The sequence below is a fragment of the Gymnodinialimonas sp. genome (assembly GCF_059726805.1).
On the sequence record NZ_AP041059.1, the window covers coordinates 1,434,721 to 1,453,945 of the forward strand.

The 19,225-nt window shown below is 60.3% G+C and carries 17 protein-coding genes; 10 read left to right on the forward strand and 7 right to left on the reverse strand.

Features of this window, described 5'->3' with window-relative positions; translation table 11 throughout:
* The first annotated feature begins 123 nt into the window (after window positions 1-123).
* The 4 genes from AC6I9R_RS07155 (at window position 124) to AC6I9R_RS07170 (ending at window position 4,587) form a co-directional block, all read left to right on the forward strand.
* Window positions 124-777 (forward strand): protein-L-isoaspartate O-methyltransferase family protein, encoded by a 654-nt coding sequence (locus AC6I9R_RS07155; RefSeq protein ID WP_461428136.1) that lies wholly within the window; start codon window positions 124-126, stop codon window positions 775-777.
* 100 nt (window positions 778-877) lie between these two features.
* The gene (locus AC6I9R_RS07160; protein WP_461428137.1) at window positions 878-2,209 is read left to right on the forward strand and encodes a TolC family outer membrane protein; all 1,332 of its coding nucleotides are present in this window, start codon (window positions 878-880) and stop codon (window positions 2,207-2,209) included.
* Window positions 2,210-2,418: 209 nt separating this feature from the next.
* Window positions 2,419-3,603, forward strand: coding sequence for a hypothetical protein (locus AC6I9R_RS07165; RefSeq protein WP_461428138.1), 1,185 nt, complete (start codon window positions 2,419-2,421; stop codon window positions 3,601-3,603).
* A 129-nt stretch (window positions 3,604-3,732) separates the two neighbouring features.
* Window positions 3,733-4,587, forward strand: coding sequence for a rhomboid family intramembrane serine protease (locus AC6I9R_RS07170; RefSeq protein ID WP_461428139.1), 855 nt, complete (start codon window positions 3,733-3,735; stop codon window positions 4,585-4,587).
* Here the strand turns inward: AC6I9R_RS07170 and efp are convergent.
* A complete protein-coding gene (efp, locus tag AC6I9R_RS07175) occupies window positions 4,584-5,147 on the reverse strand; it encodes an elongation factor P (protein ID WP_461428140.1) in 564 nt (187 codons plus the stop codon). The genes AC6I9R_RS07170 and efp overlap by 4 nt on opposite strands.
* 212 nt (window positions 5,148-5,359) lie before the next feature.
* On the opposite strand from efp, the gene AC6I9R_RS07180 reads away from it, so the two are divergent.
* The 4 genes from AC6I9R_RS07180 (at window position 5,360) to AC6I9R_RS07195 (ending at window position 9,485) form a co-directional block, all read left to right on the forward strand.
* Window positions 5,360-5,671 carry a DUF6280 family protein gene (locus AC6I9R_RS07180; protein ID WP_068354230.1) on the forward strand — a complete coding sequence of 104 codons (312 nt, stop codon included), beginning with the start codon at window positions 5,360-5,362 and terminating at the stop codon, window positions 5,669-5,671.
* 126 nt (window positions 5,672-5,797) lie between these two features.
* Entirely contained in the window at window positions 5,798-7,189 is a 1,392-nt protein-coding gene (gnd, locus tag AC6I9R_RS07185) for an NADP-dependent phosphogluconate dehydrogenase (protein ID WP_461428141.1), read from the forward strand.
* Window positions 7,190-7,328: 139 nt separating this feature from the next.
* Window positions 7,329-8,678 (forward strand): oxygen-independent coproporphyrinogen III oxidase, encoded by a 1,350-nt coding sequence (hemN, locus tag AC6I9R_RS07190; RefSeq protein WP_461428142.1) that lies wholly within the window; start codon window positions 7,329-7,331, stop codon window positions 8,676-8,678.
* A 39-nt stretch (window positions 8,679-8,717) separates the two neighbouring features.
* The gene (locus AC6I9R_RS07195) at window positions 8,718-9,485 is read left to right on the forward strand and encodes a transglutaminase-like domain-containing protein (RefSeq protein ID WP_461428143.1); all 768 of its coding nucleotides are present in this window, start codon (window positions 8,718-8,720) and stop codon (window positions 9,483-9,485) included.
* Here the strand turns inward: AC6I9R_RS07195 and AC6I9R_RS07200 are convergent.
* On the reverse strand, window positions 9,482-10,117 hold the full coding sequence (locus tag AC6I9R_RS07200; protein WP_461428144.1) for a glutathione S-transferase: 636 nt from the start codon (window positions 10,115-10,117) through the stop codon (window positions 9,482-9,484). The genes AC6I9R_RS07195 and AC6I9R_RS07200 overlap by 4 nt on opposite strands.
* 343 nt (window positions 10,118-10,460) lie before the next feature.
* Here AC6I9R_RS07200 and AC6I9R_RS07205 point away from each other — a divergent pair, with 343 nt between their 5' ends.
* Both AC6I9R_RS07205 and AC6I9R_RS07210 read left to right on the forward strand, forming a co-directional pair.
* Window positions 10,461-10,910, forward strand: a complete 450-nt coding sequence (locus AC6I9R_RS07205; RefSeq protein WP_461428145.1) for a plasmid mobilization protein — start codon at window positions 10,461-10,463, stop codon at window positions 10,908-10,910.
* 50 nt (window positions 10,911-10,960) lie between these two features.
* A complete protein-coding gene (locus AC6I9R_RS07210; protein ID WP_461428191.1) occupies window positions 10,961-13,567 on the forward strand; it encodes an AAA family ATPase in 2,607 nt (868 codons plus the stop codon).
* 137 nt (window positions 13,568-13,704) lie between these two features.
* Here AC6I9R_RS07210 and AC6I9R_RS07215 read toward each other — a convergent pair whose 3' ends face one another.
* The 5 genes from AC6I9R_RS07215 to AC6I9R_RS07235 all read right to left on the reverse strand — a co-directional run bounded on the left by AC6I9R_RS07215 (window position 13,705) and on the right by AC6I9R_RS07235 (window position 18,821).
* Window positions 13,705-14,169 (reverse strand): GNAT family N-acetyltransferase, encoded by a 465-nt coding sequence (locus AC6I9R_RS07215; RefSeq protein ID WP_461428146.1) that lies wholly within the window; start codon window positions 14,167-14,169, stop codon window positions 13,705-13,707.
* 13 nt (window positions 14,170-14,182) lie between these two features.
* The gene (locus tag AC6I9R_RS07220; RefSeq protein WP_461428147.1) at window positions 14,183-14,485 is read right to left on the reverse strand and encodes a YjhX family toxin; all 303 of its coding nucleotides are present in this window, start codon (window positions 14,483-14,485) and stop codon (window positions 14,183-14,185) included.
* A gap of 389 nt (window positions 14,486-14,874) precedes the next feature.
* Entirely contained in the window at window positions 14,875-16,677 is a 1,803-nt protein-coding gene (locus AC6I9R_RS07225) for an EAL domain-containing protein (RefSeq protein WP_461428148.1), read from the reverse strand.
* A 187-nt stretch (window positions 16,678-16,864) separates the two neighbouring features.
* A complete protein-coding gene (locus AC6I9R_RS07230) occupies window positions 16,865-18,073 on the reverse strand; it encodes an MFS transporter (protein WP_461428149.1) in 1,209 nt (402 codons plus the stop codon).
* Window positions 18,066-18,821, reverse strand: coding sequence for a hypothetical protein (locus AC6I9R_RS07235; protein WP_497863111.1), 756 nt, complete (start codon window positions 18,819-18,821; stop codon window positions 18,066-18,068). The genes AC6I9R_RS07230 and AC6I9R_RS07235 overlap by 8 nt, the downstream gene beginning before the upstream one ends.
* Between the last annotated feature and the right edge of the window lie 404 nt (window positions 18,822-19,225).

Below are 19,225 nucleotides of genomic sequence, written 5' to 3' on the forward strand. Positions count from 1 at the left end.
TCCGGGCAGGCGGCGGGTGGCGAGGATCCGCGTCAGTTTGGCACCAACCGGCAAAGGGACGTTGCGTGGCGCGGAGTGATATGCGACACCGATTTTGAGAAACTAGACGGAATGGTTCAGTTCATGGCCGACTTTACCCAACGCCGCGTCACCATGGTCGACACTCAGGTGCGCCCGTCCGATGTGACGCAATTCCCTGTCCTGGAAGCGATGTTGAGCGTCCCGAGAGAGGCCTACGCCCCCGATGCCGCGCGCGATACGGCCTATGCCGACACGCCGATGGATCTGGGCGGCGGGCGTCAGTTACTGGACCCCCGGGCGACCGCGAAACTGTTGCAGGCCCTGTCGCCGACGCCCAGTGACCTGGTGCTCGAACTGGGGGCCTCCACCGGGTATACGACGGCGCTTCTGGCCCATATGGCCGAGGCTGTCGTGGCCATTGAGGAAGACGAAGATCTGGCCCGCGACGCGGAAGCCGCGTTGAGCGAGCAGGGCGTGGATAACGCCGCCCTGATCCAGGGGCCTTTGACCGAGGGCAGCGCCAAGCACGGGCCGTTTGATGCGATTGCGATCCTGGGCGGGGTGGAAGAAATCCCCGCAGCGATCCTCGATCAACTCAAGGACGGCGGGCGCATCGCGGCCATTTTCATGGACGGGGCGCTTGGCGAAACCCGCGTGGGCGTCAAATCCGGTGGGCGGATGTCGTGGCGGATGGCATTCAATGCAACCGCGCCAGTCTTGCCAGGCTTCGCGCGCGCCCCAAGTTTCGCATTCTAACGCCCTGAACCGGGGGCTTCGTATAAGAACAAACGTGAGTGAGGACATCGGGATGGCATTTGGGTTGATAAAGCGCGCTGTGCTGGCCTCTTCTGTTGCCATGCTGACGGTCTTGCCGGTGCAGGCCGACAACCTGCGCCAGGCCATGGTCGATGCCTACCGCCACTCCAACCTTCTGGAACAGAACCGTTACCTGCTGCGCATCCAGGATGAAGGCGTAGCCCAGGCCATCGCGCAACTGCGCCCGGTGATCAGCTTCGTGGCCTCGATGAACCGCGATATCGTCAACAACACCTCCACCGCGTCGGCCTCGCTGGTCGCAGAATATCTGCTCTATGATGGCGGCGCCCGGCGCTTCGCCTATGAAGCGGCGGAAGAGACGGTTTTGGCCACCCGCCAGCAACTCGTGGCCCTAGAACAGCAGGTGCTGTTCGACGCGGTGACGGCCTACATGAACGTCTGGCGCGACATGCAGGTGGTGGGGGTGCGCGAGCGCAACGTCCGGGTGATCACCCAGCAGCTTCGCGCGGCCCAGGACCGCTTCGAGGTCGGCGAAGACACCCGCACCGACGTGGCCCAGGCCGAGGCGCAACTGGCCACGGCCCGGTCGCAACTGGCCGGCGCGCAGGGCGCGCTCGACATCAGCCGCGAGCTGTTCAACCTGGCGGTAGGGCGCTATCCCAATGGCCTGAGCGGGCCCGGCGGCATTCCGAATGTGCCGCGCACGGAAGCGGCGGCGCAGGCGTTGGCGCGGCAGCAACACCCCTCTATTCGTGCCTTGCAGCATGAGGTTACGGCGGCAGAACTGGGCATCGAGCAGGCGAGGGCCGGGATCCGGCCCCAGATCGCCCTTGAAGGCCGCGCCACGGAAGTGTTCGAGAATACCGCCAACCCACTGGCGGAGGGCGGCTCTGCCACCATCGGCCTGACCCTGACCCAACCCCTCTACCGCGGCGGGCAGCTGCTGTCGCTGGAGCGGCAATCGCGCGCCCAAGCCTCGGCCGTGCGGTTTTCGCTGAACCAGCAGGTGCGTTTGAACCTGCAAAGCGTGGGCAACGCCTGGGCACTTATGAACATCGCCACGGCGCAGATTCAGGCGGCGGATCAACGGATTGCGGCAGCGGAACTGGCCTTCGCGGGCGTGCAGGAAGAGGCGTCGTTGGGCGCGCGCACAACTCTTGATGTGCTGGACGCCGAACAGGATGTGCTGGACGCACGGATCAGCCGGATTGAGGCCCAGACCGATCTTTACACCTCTTGCTACCAACTGTTAGCCGCCTCCGGTCTGCTGACGGTTGAGGCCCTGGGGCTTCACGTGCCCGAATACGACCCCGCCGCCTACGCGGATCTTTTCTCTCCGGCGCCGTCGCTGATCAACAGCCCGCGCGGCGCGCAGCTTGATTCTGTGCTGGAGCGCATTGGCCGCGACTAACGCCGCCCCCCGCATGGCGCGGTGGCGACCCGCTGCAGCGCAACATATGGGCTTTGAGCTAAATCCTTCGGGTGTCGCGCACAGGAATTGTTGTGTGAAATGGCGCTTTTGGGTATCCTGCGTGCGAAGTGATCAACAGAACGGCCCGAATAAGGGCTGCTATTGAGGTGCGCCGGGGCAATTCAGCGCCACCTCTGAGGAGAGCATGAATGTCCGATCCCGCGAAAACGCCGGAAGAGATCGAAGATGTCTTGGCATCTGTCCGCAGGCTGGTGTCCGACCATGCGCCCAAGAACGACAGCGTGGCCCCGCAGGCCGACGCCCCGTCCGCCGAGGCGCCCGCTCCGTCCGAGGCTCTCGTGTTGACGCCGTCGTTCCGGGTGACGGACCCCGAGGATCCCTGGGTCCCGGTCACCAGTTCGCCCGAGCCCGAAGACGCCGCCCCGGAAGATATCACTGCTGATGCGCCCGCCACGGAGGAGGTTTCTGCCCCCGAGGACCTGATCGCAGAGATCGTCACCGCCGATGCTGCCGTGCCCGCCGATGACCTCACCGATATCGCGCCTGAAACGGACGACGCAGAGTGGCGGCCCGACGACCGGCTGGCCCATTACGACGCCGTCGGAGGCGCGGAAGATGCCGCCGACACGCCGCAGGAATGGGTCGATGACCACAGCGACGCCGCGTCGGAAGACGACATCGCTGACCTGATCCGCCTGGATGGTGCAGACGTGCCGGTTGCGGATTTCGAATCCGAGACGGGCGATGACAATTGGCCCGAGGGCGGCGCCGAAGCTGCCCTTCTGACCCTGGTCGCCCGCCGCGATCCGGTGCCGGAGGCGGAGGACGAAGTCTCACCAGATGAGGCAGCAGACGAGACGCACGCTGACAGCGAAGAGGCCGCGGATGCGGCTCTGATCGAAGAGGCCCCGGATCCGCAGCCAGAGGATGAGATCGCCGAAGAAGAGCCGTCCGACGCCATCGAGGCCGCGGAAGAACAGGCCGAAGACACCGCTCCTGAGTATTCCAGCGACAGCGGCGAGACGGAGGAACCTCTCGAAACGCCCTTCGTTGAGGACCCCGACGCGACCACGGTGGAAGAGGCCGTCGAAGCAGAAGCAGCGCAGGCCGACGCCACGGTGTCCGATGACATCCCCGCGTCCGATGAACCGATGGCGGAGACCCCTGTGGAAGATCTTGGCGACACGCAATCCCCCTTCACCTTCCCCGAAACCGATGAGGGGATCTTGGACGAAGACACCCTGCGTGAGATCATCGTCGAGGTGGTCCGTGAAGAGCTTCAGGGCGTGCTCGGACAACGCATCACCCGCAACGTGCGCAAGATGGTCCGGCGCGAAATCCGCCTCGCCCTGGCGGCGGAAGACCTCGAATAATCGCGTGCCAATCGGGGGCTTTCACGGCCCCATGGGCCTGGGTGGCCGCCGCTGCCCTGGTGCGGGCCGGCAGCGCCCCGGGCCCGGCTTTGGCTTGACCTTGCCGCCCGGACGCCCAACCTAACCCCCATGTTCCCGATCCGAGACCATAATCCGTCCGAGCGGACGCCGTTCGTCACCTGGGCCCTCATCGTGATCAACGTGGTGGTGTTCCTGCTGTATTTTCCGTCCATGGGCGGGAGCGAGGCGCAGCTGATGGCCTTCTACACCGAATGGGGGCTGGTGCCGCAAATGGCCCTGAGGGACGGCGCGTTTGATACCGTGTTCACCTCGATGTTTCTGCACGGCGGCTGGATGCACCTGATCGGCAACATGGTGTTCCTGTGGATCTTTGGCGACAACCTGGAAGACCAGATGGGCCACCTGGGCTTTGCGCTGTTCTACCTGGCCAGCGGGGCGGCTGCGGCGGGCGGGCAGATCCTCTCGGATCCCGCCTCCACCATCCCGATGGTGGGCGCATCGGGTGCCATTGCGGGCGTGATGGGCGGCTATCTGCTGATGTTTCCCCGCGCGCGGATCGACGTGCTGGTCATCCTGGTGGTGTTCATCAAGATCTTCACCATTCCCGCCTGGCTGATGTTGGGCCTTTGGTTCGCGCTGCAATTGGTCAGCGGGTTGTCGATGGATCTGGTCGGCGGCGGCGTCGCCTATTGGGCCCATGCGGGCGGCTTTATCGCCGGGGTCGTGCTGACATTGCCGCTGTTTCTGCGACGGGGCGGGGGCGCCTATTGGACGGCCTTTGACGGCAAGCCGCCCCATGCCGAGGTGGAATACCGCGTGGAAAAACGCCGCCGCTCCCCGATCCCGGCCATTCGCCGGGTGCGCAGCCCCCAGGGCGTGGACCGACCCCTGGCCGATCTGGGCCGCGTGCCGCGGTCTGGCACGCGCCGGGTGCAGCCCGGGCCTTGGTCAGGCCGGCGTTAGGCCCGCTCGGAGTAGTCCATTGTTTCGGTATTGACGACAATGTCTTCGTCCTGGCCCACAAAGGGTGGGACCATGACCTTGACGCCATTGTCCAAAATCGCCGGCTTGAACGAATTTGCCGCCGTCTGCCCCTTCACCACGGGCTCGGTCTCGACGACCTTGCACACGACCTTCTGGGGCAGCGACGCGTTCAGCGCTTCTTCCTCGTGGAACTCGACCACGATGGTCATGCCGTCTTGCAGGAACGGCCGACGCTCGCCGAGCAATTCGGCAGGAAGCTCGATCTGCTCATAGGTTTCGGCATCCATGAACACCAGCATCCCGTCTGATTCATACAGGAATTGCTGGTCTTTTTGCTCCAGACGCACGCGTTCGACTTTGTCGGCGGATCTAAACCGTTCGTTCAGCTTTGACCCGTTACGAAGGTTTCTCAACTCGACCTGCGCAAACGCGCCGCCTTTGCCGGGTTTCACATGATCAACCTTAACGGCGGCCCAAAGCCCGCCATTATGCTCGAGGACATTGCCCGGTCTGATCTCGTTTCCGTTAATTTTCGGCATGTGGCAAAACCTTGGCAAAACCTTGAGAAAAAGTTGACGCAACCTATATCTGGGCTCTGGAGGGGTGTCCATACACTGGAAACTGTACACAAAAGGGACGAGCCATGCGCTCAGCGAATACCACCTTTGTGATATTTGCATCCCTGTAGCGCACAGAATCTGGGCATAACGAGCGGCACGCCGAAAATGCAAGAGCAATAAAAGGAAGCGAAATGCGGGATTTCGTTGACGGAACCGCCTTCAACTTTGAACAGGGCACACGGGCGCGGAAGCTTTTCGCCGCCGTCGTCTTGGCAGCGTTGGATGATGCGATCGCCGATGACAAGAAATATGGGAACGGGCCAGAGCAGATCGCTCGTTGGGCACGGTCTCGGGACGGACGGGAAGTCCTGTCCTGCGCGGGCATTGACCCGAACGAGCGGGTCGTGAACGGCCTGATGGCCTTCGTGGCCAATGGGGTTCGTACCTCTGTGGCGCTGAGCCGCGAAGAAAGCGAACGCCGCAATCAGGCCGAAGCCGCCTGATCCACGATACACAAGCTGCCGGCTTCGAAGACGCGCCCCACTGCAGGGCGCGTTTTTCGTTTTGGGGGAAGGACTTGCATTTTTGCGCGCCGGTGCCTTGATGGAGCGGCAACAGGGAGAGCGTTGATGGCACTTGCAGATATCGGATTGATCGGGCTCGGGACGATGGGCTCGGCCCTGGCGCTCAACATTGCGGAAAAGGGGTTCTCCGTCGCGGTCTGGAACCGGACCGCCGCCAAGACCGACGCCTTCGTGGAGGAGGCGGGTGATTTGCGGTCGAACATCACGGCGACCGAGACCTTGGAAGATTTGACCAAAGCCCTTAAAGGCCCGCGCGCCATCATCCTGATGGTGCCCGCTGGCGCGCCCGTCGATGACCAGATCGCCGCCCTCGACCCCTATCTTGGGCCCGACGACATGATCATCGACGCAGGCAACGCGAACTTTCGTGACACGATGCGGCGGATGGAGGCGCTGGACCGCCCCTTCCTCGGCATCGGCGTTTCGGGTGGAGAGGACGGCGCGCGCCACGGCCCGGCGATCATGGGCGGCGGCGATCCGGCCCATTGGGACCGGGTCGCGCCGATCCTGACCGCCATCGCGGCCAAATATGAAGGCACCCCCTGCGCCAACCTGATGGGCGAAAATGGCGCGGGTCATTTCGTGAAAGCCGTCCACAACGGCATCGAATACGCGGACATGCAGCTAATCGCTGAGGTCTATGGCCTGATGCGCGACGGACTGGGGCTGGGGGCGCCACAAGCGGGGGAGGTGTTTGCGACATGGAACGAAGGGCGGCTCAGCTCTTTCCTGATCGAGACGTCTGCCGCCGTGGCCAAGGCCCATGATGAGGCCAGCGACGGCCCGCTTCTGGATGTGATCGTCGACGCGGCGGGCCAGAAGGGCACCGGCCGCTGGACCGCGATTGAGGCGCAGCATCTCGGCACCCCGATCCCGGTGATCGAGGCCGCCGTGGCCGCCCGCAACATGTCGGCGCAGCGCGATCTGCGCGCTAAACTGTCCCAGGACTTCGGCGGCATCACCGAAATTGATATACCCATTGATACCCTTGAGGCCGCGCTGACCTGCGGCAAAATCCTGTGCTACGCTCAGGGCTTCGACATGCTGCGCGCTGCCGCCGCGGCGTTTGACTGGTCCCTGAAACCCGAAGTGATCGCGCGCAACTGGCGCGCGGGCTGCATCATCCGCTCGGCCATGCTGGATGACATGGCCGAGGCGTTTGAGGCGGCGCCGGACACAACGCTGATGTCCGTGCCCCACTTCGCCGCCCTCTTGTCCGAGACGATTGGCGCGCTGCGCCAGACGGTGATCGCGGCCAATCAGGCGGGCCTCCCGGTGCCTGCCATGTCCGCGGCGCTCGCCTATTTCGACACGATGCGCCAGGCGCGCGGAACGGCGAACATGATCCAGGGTCAGCGTGATTACTTCGGGTTGCATGGGTTCGTGCGGCGGGACACGGGCGAGAAGGACCAGCACGGGCCTTGGGCGGACGACTGAAGCGCCCGCGCGTGCCCATCACTTGATCTGTGTCAATGCAAGTTGACACCCACTGCGTAGGGTAGGGCAAACGCGCGCAGGGGAAGATCATGGAAAGACGCAAGACAAGATGTGCCGCCACGATTGTGGAGGGCTGTTGATGGATCCGGTTCTCAAACGATATGCCTCGCGCGCGACGCCGCGCTACACCAGCTACCCCACGGCGCCGCATTTCCAGACGGGTTTCACCGACGCCGACTATCGCGCCTGGCTCGCGAAGCTGGACCCAGTGACGCCGATTTCACTGTATCTCCATGTGCCGTTTTGCCGCCAGATGTGCTGGTACTGCGGCTGCAACATGAAGCTGGCCTCCAAATACGGGCCCGTTGGCGCCTATGCACAGACCCTGCGCGAAGAGATCGCGCTGACGGCGGACGCCTTGCCGGACCGGATGACGATCTCGCACCTGCATTGGGGCGGCGGCACGCCCACGGCGCTCAGCTCCGATGATCTGGAGGCGCTGATGGACGGCGTCCGCTCCCGCTGGGATTTCGCGCCGGACGCCGAGATCGCCATTGAAAGCGACCCGCGTACGTTGACTGATGAGATGGCCGCCCGCATCGGCGCCATGGGCTTCACCCGTGCCAGCTTTGGCGTTCAGGAGTTCGACCCGGCGGTGCAGAAGGCGATCAACCGCGTGCAACCGCCCGAAATGGTGCGCAACAGCGTCCATCAACTGCGCGCGGGCGGCGTGTCCGGGATCAACTTCGACCTTATCTACGGGCTGCCGCTCCAGACCGTCGCCAGCATCGTGGAGACGGTGAAGATCTGCGCCGAGATGCGGCCCGACCGCGTCGCGCTCTTTGGTTATGCCCATGTGCCCTGGATGGCCAAGAACCAGCGCATGATCCCCGATGACACCCTTCCCAACGCCGCCGAGCGCAGCGCCCAGGCCGAGGCCGCCGCCGAGGCGCTGCTGGCCGAAGGCTACGTCGCCATTGGCCTCGACCACTTCGCGCTGCCGGACAATGACCTTGCGATTGCGGCGCGCAGCGGCACGTTGCGCCGGAATTTCCAGGGCTACACCACCGACCAGGCCGAGACGATGATCGGCCTCGGCGCCACCTCCATTGGGCGCACGCCGTCGGGATATGTGCAGAACATTGCCGAAACGCGCGCCTGGGCCCGCGCGGTTGAGGCGGGGCAATTGCCCGCCGCCAAGGGGCTCCCCTTCACCGGTGAGGACCGCCTGCGCGCAGAAGTGATCGAGCGTCTGATGTGCGACAATCGGGTGGATGCGGCGGCCATTGGCAAGCGCCACGGCGCGCCGGACGGCTGGTGGAGGGATGCCTTGGACGCCCTGCGCGACATGGAAACCGACGGTCTGCTGACGCTGTCAGACGGTAAGGTCATGATGACGCCCCGGGGCCGCCCGTTGGTGCGCATTGCCGCCGCCGCCTTTGACGCGTATCTGCAAGGCAGCACTGCCCGACATTCCGTCGCCGTCTGACCCTTTGGGCCGGATTGGGGGCCAACCGAAAGGACCCCCATGCGCCTCAGCATCGACGTCGCATTGAACAGCACCCTAAGCGCCCATGATGCGGCGCTTTTGATGGTGGATGTGGTCTCGGGCGACGGGCAAGTGGTTGTGACCTCTGACCTGGCCGTGGACCAGGGGACGCTGACACGGGTGGGGGACACCGGCATGGTCTGGGCACGCGTGCCCGGCACCGCCCTGGCCCTGCGCTACCGGGCCGAGATCGACATCACCCGGCGCGCAACGGGCCTAGAGGGGCTGCAAGCCTCCCCGCCCGAAACCCTCCTTGCAGAGGTCCTGCCGTACCTGCGCCCGTCGCGCTATTGCCCCTCTGACATGTTCGCCGATTTCACCGCGCAGCAGTTCGGCACGCTTGCGGGCGGCGCAAAGATCGCGGCGATCCGCGATTGGGTTGCGGGTAACCTCTCCTATATCCCGGGCAGCTCCAACGGAACGACCACGGCGGCCGAGACCTTCTGCACCCGACAGGGCGTCTGCCGCGATTTCACCCATATGCTCTGCACCCTTGCGCGCGCGGCCCAGATCCCCTCGCGCTATGCGTCGGCTTACGGTGCCGAGGTTGCGCCGCAGGATTTCCACGCCATCGCGCAGGTTTGGCTGGAAGGTGCGTGGCACCCCGTCGACGCAACGAACATGGGCGCGCCCCACGAGATGGCGGTAATCGCCACGGGCCGCGACGCCGCAGATGTGGCGTTCATGGAGACGGCCCACTGGGCGCAGTTGGACTTTTTGAGGGTTGCGGTTAGCCGGGGGGCTTAGGAGCCGAAAAGCACGGGCGCCTCGCCGTCCAGCCAGGGTGTGTATTTCTGCATGATGTTCTCGAACAAAGGCCCCTCGGTGAAGCCCTGAAGCCAAAGGATCAACGCAGGCCAAGGTTGCGCCAGGAACCAGGTGCGGTCGGTGTTGGCGAACTGGCGCACGAAGGGCCAGATCGCGTGGTCGGCTAGTGTCGGGCGGTCCCCGCATAGGGCCCCATGGTTTTCCAGCCGTGTGTTGAGCGCCAAGAGAAACTCAGTTGCCGCCGCCCGCTCGGCCACGGGGTCGAGGTCGGGGTATCGGACCGCGTATTTCGTGTGGTCAAGCGCCGCTTTGAACGGGCCGTCGTTGGTCTCGATCAAGTGCCAGCCGTCGCCGGGCATATCCAGTAGGCCGTTCGAGTCGTTCTGCCGAAGCGCCCAGACCATGATGTCGAGGCTTTCGTCCAGAACCCGGTCGGGCAGGCGCAGCGCCGGGACCGTCGCAGACGGCGAGGTCTGAAGGAACGCTTGCGGCTTGTCGCGCAGCACGATCTCTCGCAATTCAACGGTCAGGCGAGCCGACAGTATCGCGCCCCTTGCCCGCATGGCATAGGGGCAGCGGCGGAAACTCCAGAGGATCGGGGGTTGGGTCATAGGGTTGGCTTGGGTTGTCGTGTTCTCGTGAGATCTGGGTATGTTGTCGTAGGCTTAGAGGGGGGCGCTGTGGCGTTGCCGAACTCCCCCGGCTTCAAGTAGCCCAAAGGGCGGTAGGCCAAGTAAAAACTGGTGCACCGGAGGGGACAAACCTAGAACCCTCAGAGTGCGGATTGATCCTGTCAGAACTGGAGGAATGGACAAGCATTCTCCGGGCTGAACCGGAAGTTATCCACAAGCTTGCTGTGCTGGCGGATCAGGGGGATGAGGCGTCTGAGCCGCATGACGGGTTGGAAGGAGATCGCCCGTCAGCAGTGTCGCCTCCGGAATGGGAGCCGTCGCCATGAGTGTGGTGTCGGAAGAGTTCCAGGGCGTCTCGGCACCGGCAACGATAGCGGACAACAAGCGGCCTGCCCCGCGCACAGCAATTTCACCACTGACACTCAGGCTGACGAAAGAAGAACGGACCCGGCTTGAAGAGTTGGCGGCGGGGATGACGTTGAGCGCCTATATCAGGGCCTGCGTGTTTGCCGAAGATGTGAAACTTAGGAAGCACCGGCCCTCGGATGCGCAGGCGGATAAGAAGGCGGCGGCTGAAGCCTTGGCCCTGCTCGGACAGTCTCGGATGGCCAGCAATCTGAACCAACTCGCCCACCATGCCAATCTCGGCATCTTGGGCGTCGGCGAGTCCGAAAGGGTTCAGATTGAAGAGGCCTACGAGCATGTCCTCGCGATCCGCGCCTTGTTGATGGAAGCGCTCGGGAAACGGCCACGGTCTAAGGATGCCGGATGATCCTAGAAGGCAACGAACGGGCCTATGGGGCGGAGCTGGCACATCATCTGATGAACCCGCGCGACAACGACCACGTGCGTTTGCATGGCATTGACGGCTTTGTCGCGGATGATCTGTTTGGGGCCTTTGCCGAGGCCGAGGCAATTTCAGGCGCCACCAAATGCGACAAATATCTGTTCTCGCTGTCGCTGAACCCGCCGCCGTCGGAAAGCGTGTCGGTCGATCAGTTCGAGGCAGCCATTGCCCAGGTCGAAAAGCGTCTCGGCCTCGAAGGTCAGCCCCGCGCCGTTGTGTTCCACGAGAAGGACGGGCGACGGCATGCCCATGCGGTCTGGTCGAAGATCGACGTGGGGCAGATGAAGGCAATTAATCTGTCCCACTACAAACGCAAGCTCATGGGGCTGAGCCGGGAGATTTTCCTGGAGCATGGTTGGGATTTGCCGGACGGCTTCCGCAAACATGAAGACCGGGATCCGCTGAACACCAGCCGCTTTGAGAGCCAGCAGGCCAAGCGGTTGAAGCGGGATCGTGCCGCCACAAAGGCGATGTTCCGGGCCTGCTGGGAAGGCTCGGATAGCGGTGCGGCGTTTGCAGCGGCTCTCAAAGAGCAAGGCTTTGTGCTCGCCCGTGGGGATCGTCGCGGTTTTGTTGCGGTGGATGCGAATGGCAAGGTCTGGTCGCTCTCGCGTTGGTGCGGGGTAAAGGCGCGGGAGATGCGGCGGCGATTGGGACCGGAGGCGGAGCTGCCGTCTGTCGAGGAAGCTCGGGCGCGTGCCCAAGACTTACCACGTCCGGAAAAGCTCCAACCAAACCCACAGCATGCGTTGAAGCGCGAAGAGATGATCGCAAGGCAACGAGCCGCGCGTGAGGACTTGTTGAGAACCCAAGACACACGGCGGGCGTTGGAGACGCAGGCTCAGATGCCGAAGGGCATGCGGTCTGTGTTCCTGCGGGTGACAGGACAATGGCCTAAGACCGTTGCCGCGGCAGAATTGGCCGCGAAGATCGCAGAACAACGCGACCGGCAAGAACAACAGACGCTAATCGACGCGCATCTGGCGGAGCGCCGGGCGCTGGATCAGGCCATCGGCCCACAGTACCGGAAGCCCAAAGCGCCGCTGGTCGAGGAACCGGTCCGCGCATCCCTCTCAAAGCGCCAGATCGAGCAACGACCCGATCTCATCCTTGCTGAAATCTCCAAAACCAAGGCGACTTTCAAACGCACGGATGTGCTACGGGAACTGGCCAAGCACATTGATGATCCCAAGGAACTGACAGGCCTTGCGGATCGTGCGCTCACATCTGCCGAAGCCGTGCGGCTCTCCAGTGACCGCGTTCCCCACTATACGACGCGCAACTTCCAGAATGCAGAGCAATCGCTCGCCAGATTATCAGCGCAAATGGCGTCTTCTCGAGGCCATGGCGTTGCGTCAGAGCATGTGAGCGCCGCGATGAAAGCCACGAACTCCAAGATGAAACGCGCGTTTGATGGGACACTGAGCGATGAACAACAAACGGCGCTCCGACATGTTCTGAGCGACCGGCAAATGGCCTCTGTCGTTGGGCTGGCGGGTGCGGGCAAAAGCACGATGCTGGAGGCGGCTGCGGATGCGTGGCAACGGCAGGGCATCAAGGTCCATGGTGCAGCCCTAGCTGGAAAAGCGGCAGACGGGTTGCAGAGCTCTTCGGACATTCAAAGCCGAACTTTGGCATCGCTTGAGATGTCTTGGGAGAACGGTAATGCACCCATCAACAAGGATGATGTGCTGATCATCGACGAGGCTGGCATGATCGGAACGCGGCAGATGGCGCGGATCACGGAAAAGATCAATGAGATTGGCGCCAAGCTTGTGCTGGTGGGGGATCCAGATCAGTTGCAGCCGATTGAGGCCGGAACGCCGTTCCGCGATGTGGTCGCAACCCATGGCGCGGCCGAACTCAAAGAAATCTACCGGCAAACGCAGGATTGGCAAAAGGTGGCATCGAGGGAACTGGCGGCAGGGAATATCCACGAGGCCATCGAGCGATATGACAGGCATGGCTGCGTCTCACGCACTCAAGTCCGAGATGACGCTATCGACGCGCTGGTGGAAAGCTATGTGATGGATGCCGCCGCCAAGCCGGACCAATCCCGACTCGCCTTCGCCCATCGCCGCAAAGACGTGCACGCGCTCAACCAATCAATCCGCAGTGCGTTACGTGGTTCGGATGCGCCACCTGAGGTCACGCTCCAAACCGCAACTGGCCCGCGCGACTTTGCGGCGGGCGATCGCATGGTCTTCGGCCAAAACAACAAAGACCTTGGCGTGAAAAACGGAATGCTTGGCTCGGTGTTCTCTGCGTCGGAAAACGAAGTCACCATCGCGCTTGACGGCGATGAGAAACGGCACGTCACATTCAACCCCACCAAATACACCAAGTTTGACCACGGCTACGCCGTCACCATCCACAAATCCCAAGGCGCCACCGTCGATCAGGCCTATGTCTTGGGCTCCCGGTCGATGGACCGTCACCTGGCCTATGTCGCCATGACGCGACATCGAGAGAACCTGCGCGTGTTTGTCAGCCGACAAGACCAACCGCGATGGGGACATAAGCAGCATCACACGCGCGAACAGACCAGAAGACCTGACCACAGCGGGCCATCGATGGGGTGATTGAGCACGGAAGCGGACAAATAGGCAAAGCGCGGCTAAGGTCGGCTTGGAGCCCAAACTTACCAAATTGCTGCACCGAGGCGAACGTCGGCTGTGGAGTGCCCCCCGCCACTAGGATGGCGGGGGGCTGTGCTTTTCTAGAGAGCCTTGCGGAAAATCACCTTGTCATCTCCGTCCGCCCAGAAGTCGCGAATGCGCGCCTCTTCTTCGTAGCCATTTTTGGCATAGAACTTGCGCGTGAGTGCAAAGTCATCTGTGCCAGACGTGTCTACGATCAAGATCCGCTGCTCCTTGTCTCTCAGGTGCTGTTCGGCAGCGCTCACGAGTGCAGCGCCTAGCCGTTGGCCTTGCAGGTCCGGGCGCACTGCGAGGGCGAGCATGTTCCATGTGCCATCGGCCAGTTCCTCGGGCACCGTGTAGCACAGACCAACAGCTTCTCCGTCGCTGTGGCAGGTCAGCCAAAAGGCTTCTGTCTCGCCCGCCAATGAGGGAGCCAACATGTCTGGAAGCATCTCGCTCGGGAAGAGTTCTGTGCCATCGAGCACGGCCTGAAGCGCTGCAATGTCGTCCGTTGAAGTGGCTTTGATAATTGGGTTTGTCATTGTCTCGATATCCCTATCGGTTGTCGTATTGAGGGTTCACAGAGCGAATTCCGAGCCTCGAAGCTCGGTAGGGTCGTCCGTTTACAGATTTGATGAACCGCCCTTTCTTCAGGCGATCAAAGGGCTTCAACGAGCAATCAGCCAGAACGTGGCCGTCGCGTGTGAAGCATGAAACTTCGCGCATCTTGCCGTTCGTCATGCGCTCAAAATGGATGGCTCCACCTTGCGCCAGAACGTGCAAAACACGCCGTTCGTGTCTTGAGATATTCAACGGTTTGTCTCTTGATTTTAAGTCAGACGAAAAGGCTTCCGGCATCTCGCGCGGAAGTCTTTTGCTTTAGATCGGTCCTATCAGGTGGACCTTAGCGGCGGGCCGCAATCGTAGACATAAAATCTCCATCGCCCTGCGTCCGTGGAGCGCGTAGCGATTGGGTAGTGTGGTCAGTATCACTTGGCAAGCAGACATTTGGAAAACGAAAGCCAAAGGCAACAATGTCCCGCAGATTGCGAGTTCTGTTCGTTCAAGATTTTGCACTCGCAGCGAATGGCGGCTCTGACGGGCCGCGGCGCAGCATCTTAACCCAATGGCCAAGGTCCGGAATGGGCCGCTAACGGACTTGATCACCTAGGCGGAGACTGATGTGTGATGCAAAAAACACTCCGAGCCACGGGATTCACTGCTAGTTGGTGGCGACGATGGTGGCACTAGGGCAGTATGTCTATCGATAGTTCCAATTGTTGGAGCTTCGAAGTTGGGCGCCAAAGGCACCCGTTCGTTTCGTTCAGCACTTTGAATAGGTCAGATTCGGCCATCGGCCTCCCAAAATAGAACCCCTGCAAAATATCACAGCCCAAATCGCGAACGAGCTGCGCCTGGGCTTCAGTTTCCACCCCTTCAGCGACCACTTTCAGTCCGAGGCTCTTACCAATGCCTATGAGCGATTCGATCAGCGCTCGGGCACGTTCGCTTTCTGCAGCAGGCTGAACGAACTGACGATCAATCTTCAGAACGTCGGGATTGATCTGAAGAAGTCCTTGGACTGAAGCGTGACCGGTTCCGAAATCGTCTACCGCAATCTCGACGCCGAGTTCACGCAGTTCTTCCAATGTCCAACTGGTGGCACCATGGATCTGCTCCAAGTACACTGACTCAAGAATCTCAATAGTTAGTCGTTTCGGGTCGATCCCCGAAACTCTAATATCGTGCAAGAGTGCCGTATCGGAGAGCCGACCAGCAGAAACGTTGATCGCAAACCTAGAGAGCTCTGTATGCGCTCTATCAAGATATGCCACCGCCTCGCCAAGGCGGCTAAACAAGATCGCGTCAATCTCCGCTAGGATTCCCATTTGTGCCGCGACATCTAAGAAATCCGTTGGCGGCATTAGGCCCCTTGTCGGATGTGACCATCTGACAAGGACTTCAACACTCGTAATTCGCCCTGTCGACGCATCGACCAGCGGTTGGAAATAGGGAACGAACTCTTTCTGTTCGCATGCAACTAGCAGCTCTGCCGCCAGATGTCTGGTCGCCACGGACTGAGCATGCATCTCTGCTGTAAAGAATGACCAACGTCCCCGGCCGGTAGACTTGGCGTGGTAAAGTGCCGTGTCTGCATCTCCGACGACTTCTTCGGGGTTTTTGGTACTCTCATCAGCGATGGCCAATCCGACGCTGGCACTACACGAAACCGATTTTCCGCCATATTCAAATGGTTTGGACATCTCCCGCATGATTTCATCCGCTAGACCGCTTATTTCGAGAGCGCTCTCTCCAAGAGGCCTCAAAATAACAAACTCGTCACCCCCTAACCGAGCGACCAAATCCGAAACGGAGGTAATCCGTTTCAACATAGATGCGACAGCGACAAGCAAACCATCACCCGTTTCATGACCGAGCGTGTCATTAATTGCCTTAAAGCGATCTAAATCGATATAGAGTATTGCAAAAGCGCTACCTCCATTTCTCAAATTGGAAATCCAAACACTTGCGTTTGCCTCGAAGTGCCTTCGGTTAGATAAGCCAGTCAACGGATCTTCGTTTGAATCTCGCGTGACAGCTTTAGCAATTGAGCGCAGGCGTCTATTCTCGCTCTCTAAGTACGCGACTTGTTCTGTATGTTTTGCCAATAGGTCGTTTGCAGATGACTCGTATTTAAATTCAAGAACGTTGCTAATTTTTGCTGAGTGCGGTTGAAGCTTGATTAGGGAACATAGCCACCAGCGATTGCCGTTCTCTGGGTCCGTTAGTGGTGTCCATGTCATCGTAACCCAGACAGGCTCACCATTTTTTTTGGTAAGCCGAACTTTGATTGAAAAGTGCTCCCAACGCATCAACTTGTCGATGGTGTGAAGGTGGGCGTTTTGGTCCATATCTGGACTCACAAAGATCGTTGCCCGTTGGCCTATGACATCTGCCTCTTCGAAGCCCATCACCTGAAAAAACGGCTTATTGCACCAATGGAACACCATCACTGCACCATCATCATCACTTGCGAGTGCCAGCCCCAAGCCTTCTTCGCATTTTGAGGGTACCTGTTCGAGGAGTCGAGACGATATCATTAGACCAATCACCAAGCCGAAAAAAAGCGATATCTCTCAATAGTTAACCAGTCGTTAATAAAACACGGCATACCTCTGGTCGAACCCGCGTGTGTTTTGGGCCTCGCCAGTGCGTTTTACCGCCACCCTTGAGGGATTAACCAGTCTCGGCGCGACTATCGCTTACACCGTGCGCACAGATTACGGCCAATACGCACAGGACGCATATCGCGAGGCTAGCATAGCCTCGGTCCAACCATGCCAGAATGGATACCGTTGCGATTCCGCCTAGCCGAGCAAACGTGATGTCCAGGCTTGCCGAGAGGGCGGTCAATCCCTCAGGCGCAAATCTCAGGATCAACTGCGTCGACGGTGCATTGCTACACGCCAGTCCTGCACCGATCAGAACTGACGACAGCCCGACGAGCAGAAAGCTTTGATGATTGAACAAAAGCAGCACTGCGACAGCCATAAATAGCGGAGCAGCAAGCATGATCCCTTGGATATGACGCCGATCGACCAGGTTCCTTAGCAGGGTGCTGATACAGGAAAAGGTCAGCCACGCCACTGATAAGAAGAGGCCAATACTGGAGGCGCCTATTTCGTTCTCGGACAGCCAAACCGGTAGGCGAAACAAGTAATAGGAGATGCTCCCGTACGTGCAGAACACGTATGCAAATGTTACGAGAAGGTCTCGGCTGCGGAAAATCTCCCAGTAGTTCCGTTTGCCTGAAGTGGAACGCTCCGGGTCTTGCGATACCTGTGATCTAATCAGCAATACCCATGCGCCGGCGGCGACGGTCGCCATGAAGACGAAAGCTATTCTCCAGCTGTGATCCCCGAGGAGATGACCGTATAGAAGAGGGGCGAAAGCTGCGATGTAGCCTGCGATACTTCCCCACAGAATCAATGTGCGTCCCGGGGTGTCTGGAGAGGCGCGCGTCAAATATATCGGGACAAGCGGGGAGAAAACACCGCTCCCGAAACCTTGCAGAAGTCGCCCGGCAATAAAGGTTTCATAATTCTGCGCTGTTGCTGACACCAGCGCACCCGTAGCGAAAAGGGCGACCCCCCATCCAAAAATTCTTCTTATGTTAAGGGTGTCGCCGACGAATCCGCAAAACAGCACGCCAAGGGCGACCGCTGCACCGTAGGAGTTGAACACCCAAGCAAGATCCCCAACGGACAAGCCAAATTGCGACTGTATGGCTGGCAACAACAGCGGTACGAGGGTGAGATCCAATACAAAGGCGATGTAGGCCGCAATTGGTCCAATAATCACAGCACGGGGTACGGCAAGTTCTCCGGCAATCTTGCGGATGTCTGCCGTTTTCTGCGTCAATTGCGAGAGGTATTGCTCAGCCATTGACAGGCACTCCAACATCAAGGGCCGCCCGCGCGAGTGAGGCAGCAAACGGTGTCACGGGGGTACAGGCCCCTCCTTGGGTTGCCGGTCGTGTCTTTGAAAGAGTTCGCGCCAATTCACTTGCTTCCATCCAGATAAGATAGTCTTCTTCGGTTACTTGCTGGTCTGGCCCGATCCACTGCCCGGGCTCACAATGGTTGAAGCAATAGCGCAAATGAGCCCCCTTGGTGGCTACCCGCTGCGGCACAAGTGCAAAGACATATGATGGGTTCCATGTCGCCACCGCAACCTCGAGCATCAGACGCGACAGCAGGGTAGTTACTCCTTGACTACGCGGGCCACCAAGGCCCTGGGCACGAAGCCAAAATTCGCCCTGATAGCAGACCCGCCCGGTTATGAACTGAAGCGCATCAGGCCCCGAATAAAAGGTCTGGTCCGGGTCAGGTGTGGAGTCAGGAGTGATGTATTTGTGACGATGACGATCCAAATGCATATTCAGCGAGCCTCCCGACAGGTCGAGAAGGCGCACGGCTTGCGTGTGGATCAGATCGCCGTCTTCGTTGAATCCGCATATCCAAAAGCCGTTCGTGTGGTCAATGTAAGAAGCTGCCACGTCGAACATGGGATAAATCGGCCCACGACCAGACAACTTGCTTCGGTAGGCGCGGTATTTGGTAAAGTCGTCGCCAATCTCAATGCGAATGCCCGCTTTTTCCAGATCTCGAACAATACTGGACAAGTGTGTCATCAGTTCAAAAAGTTTACTTGGCGACGTCATCTTCGAGTTGCTCCTCATACCCAGGTTGCCAAGTATTTTTTGAGTGCAATATGGTTAACATTTCGTTAGGCGCGACCCGTGACATCAACAGTGTCAAGTAGTCTTCGGCTCTGGTTCAGGATCCAATCGGCCATATCGGGTGTCAGCATTTGTGGTCGTGAACAGGATCTTTGCAGGTCCATTGCCCTGAAATTGCAGCACGCTTGCCGTCACATGACGCAAGCTCAAGTGAGGATTGTCATCATTGAGCCCGGAACGATTCCCAGTTTCATATATGACCAAGATGCTTGCGTTTGAGCGGAAAGAGATGCGTGTCTACGCGGCAAGCAAGCAGGCCCATTGCTCCCTGGGTCCATGGCAAGTATGCTGTTCGC

Excerpts from the sequence above, each read along its gene's own strand:
- AC6I9R_RS07155 (WP_461428136.1), top strand. The coding sequence starts at position 124 with ATGGCCGACTTTACCCAACGCCGCGTCACCATGGTCGACACTCAGGTG.
- AC6I9R_RS07160 (WP_461428137.1), top strand. The coding sequence starts at position 878 with ATGCTGACGGTCTTGCCGGTGCAGGCCGACAACCTGCGCCAGGCCATG.
- AC6I9R_RS07165 (WP_461428138.1), top strand. The coding sequence starts at position 2,419 with ATGTCCGATCCCGCGAAAACGCCGGAAGAGATCGAAGATGTCTTGGCA.
- AC6I9R_RS07170 (WP_461428139.1), top strand. The coding sequence starts at position 3,733 with ATGTTCCCGATCCGAGACCATAATCCGTCCGAGCGGACGCCGTTCGTC.
- efp (WP_461428140.1), bottom strand. The coding sequence starts at position 5,147 with ATGCCGAAAATTAACGGAAACGAGATCAGACCGGGCAATGTCCTCGAG.
- AC6I9R_RS07180 (WP_068354230.1), top strand. The coding sequence starts at position 5,360 with ATGCGGGATTTCGTTGACGGAACCGCCTTCAACTTTGAACAGGGCACA.
- gnd (WP_461428141.1), top strand. The coding sequence starts at position 5,798 with ATGGCACTTGCAGATATCGGATTGATCGGGCTCGGGACGATGGGCTCG.
- hemN (WP_461428142.1), top strand. The coding sequence starts at position 7,329 with ATGGATCCGGTTCTCAAACGATATGCCTCGCGCGCGACGCCGCGCTAC.
- AC6I9R_RS07195 (WP_461428143.1), top strand. The coding sequence starts at position 8,718 with ATGCGCCTCAGCATCGACGTCGCATTGAACAGCACCCTAAGCGCCCAT.
- AC6I9R_RS07200 (WP_461428144.1), bottom strand. The coding sequence starts at position 10,117 with ATGACCCAACCCCCGATCCTCTGGAGTTTCCGCCGCTGCCCCTATGCC.
- AC6I9R_RS07205 (WP_461428145.1), top strand. The coding sequence starts at position 10,461 with ATGAGTGTGGTGTCGGAAGAGTTCCAGGGCGTCTCGGCACCGGCAACG.
- AC6I9R_RS07210 (WP_461428191.1), top strand. The coding sequence starts at position 10,961 with ATGAACCCGCGCGACAACGACCACGTGCGTTTGCATGGCATTGACGGC.
- AC6I9R_RS07215 (WP_461428146.1), bottom strand. The coding sequence starts at position 14,169 with ATGACAAACCCAATTATCAAAGCCACTTCAACGGACGACATTGCAGCG.
- AC6I9R_RS07220 (WP_461428147.1), bottom strand. The coding sequence starts at position 14,485 with ATGCCGGAAGCCTTTTCGTCTGACTTAAAATCAAGAGACAAACCGTTG.
- AC6I9R_RS07230 (WP_461428149.1), bottom strand. The coding sequence starts at position 18,073 with ATGGCTGAGCAATACCTCTCGCAATTGACGCAGAAAACGGCAGACATC.
- AC6I9R_RS07235 (WP_497863111.1), bottom strand. The coding sequence starts at position 18,821 with ATGACACACTTGTCCAGTATTGTTCGAGATCTGGAAAAAGCGGGCATT.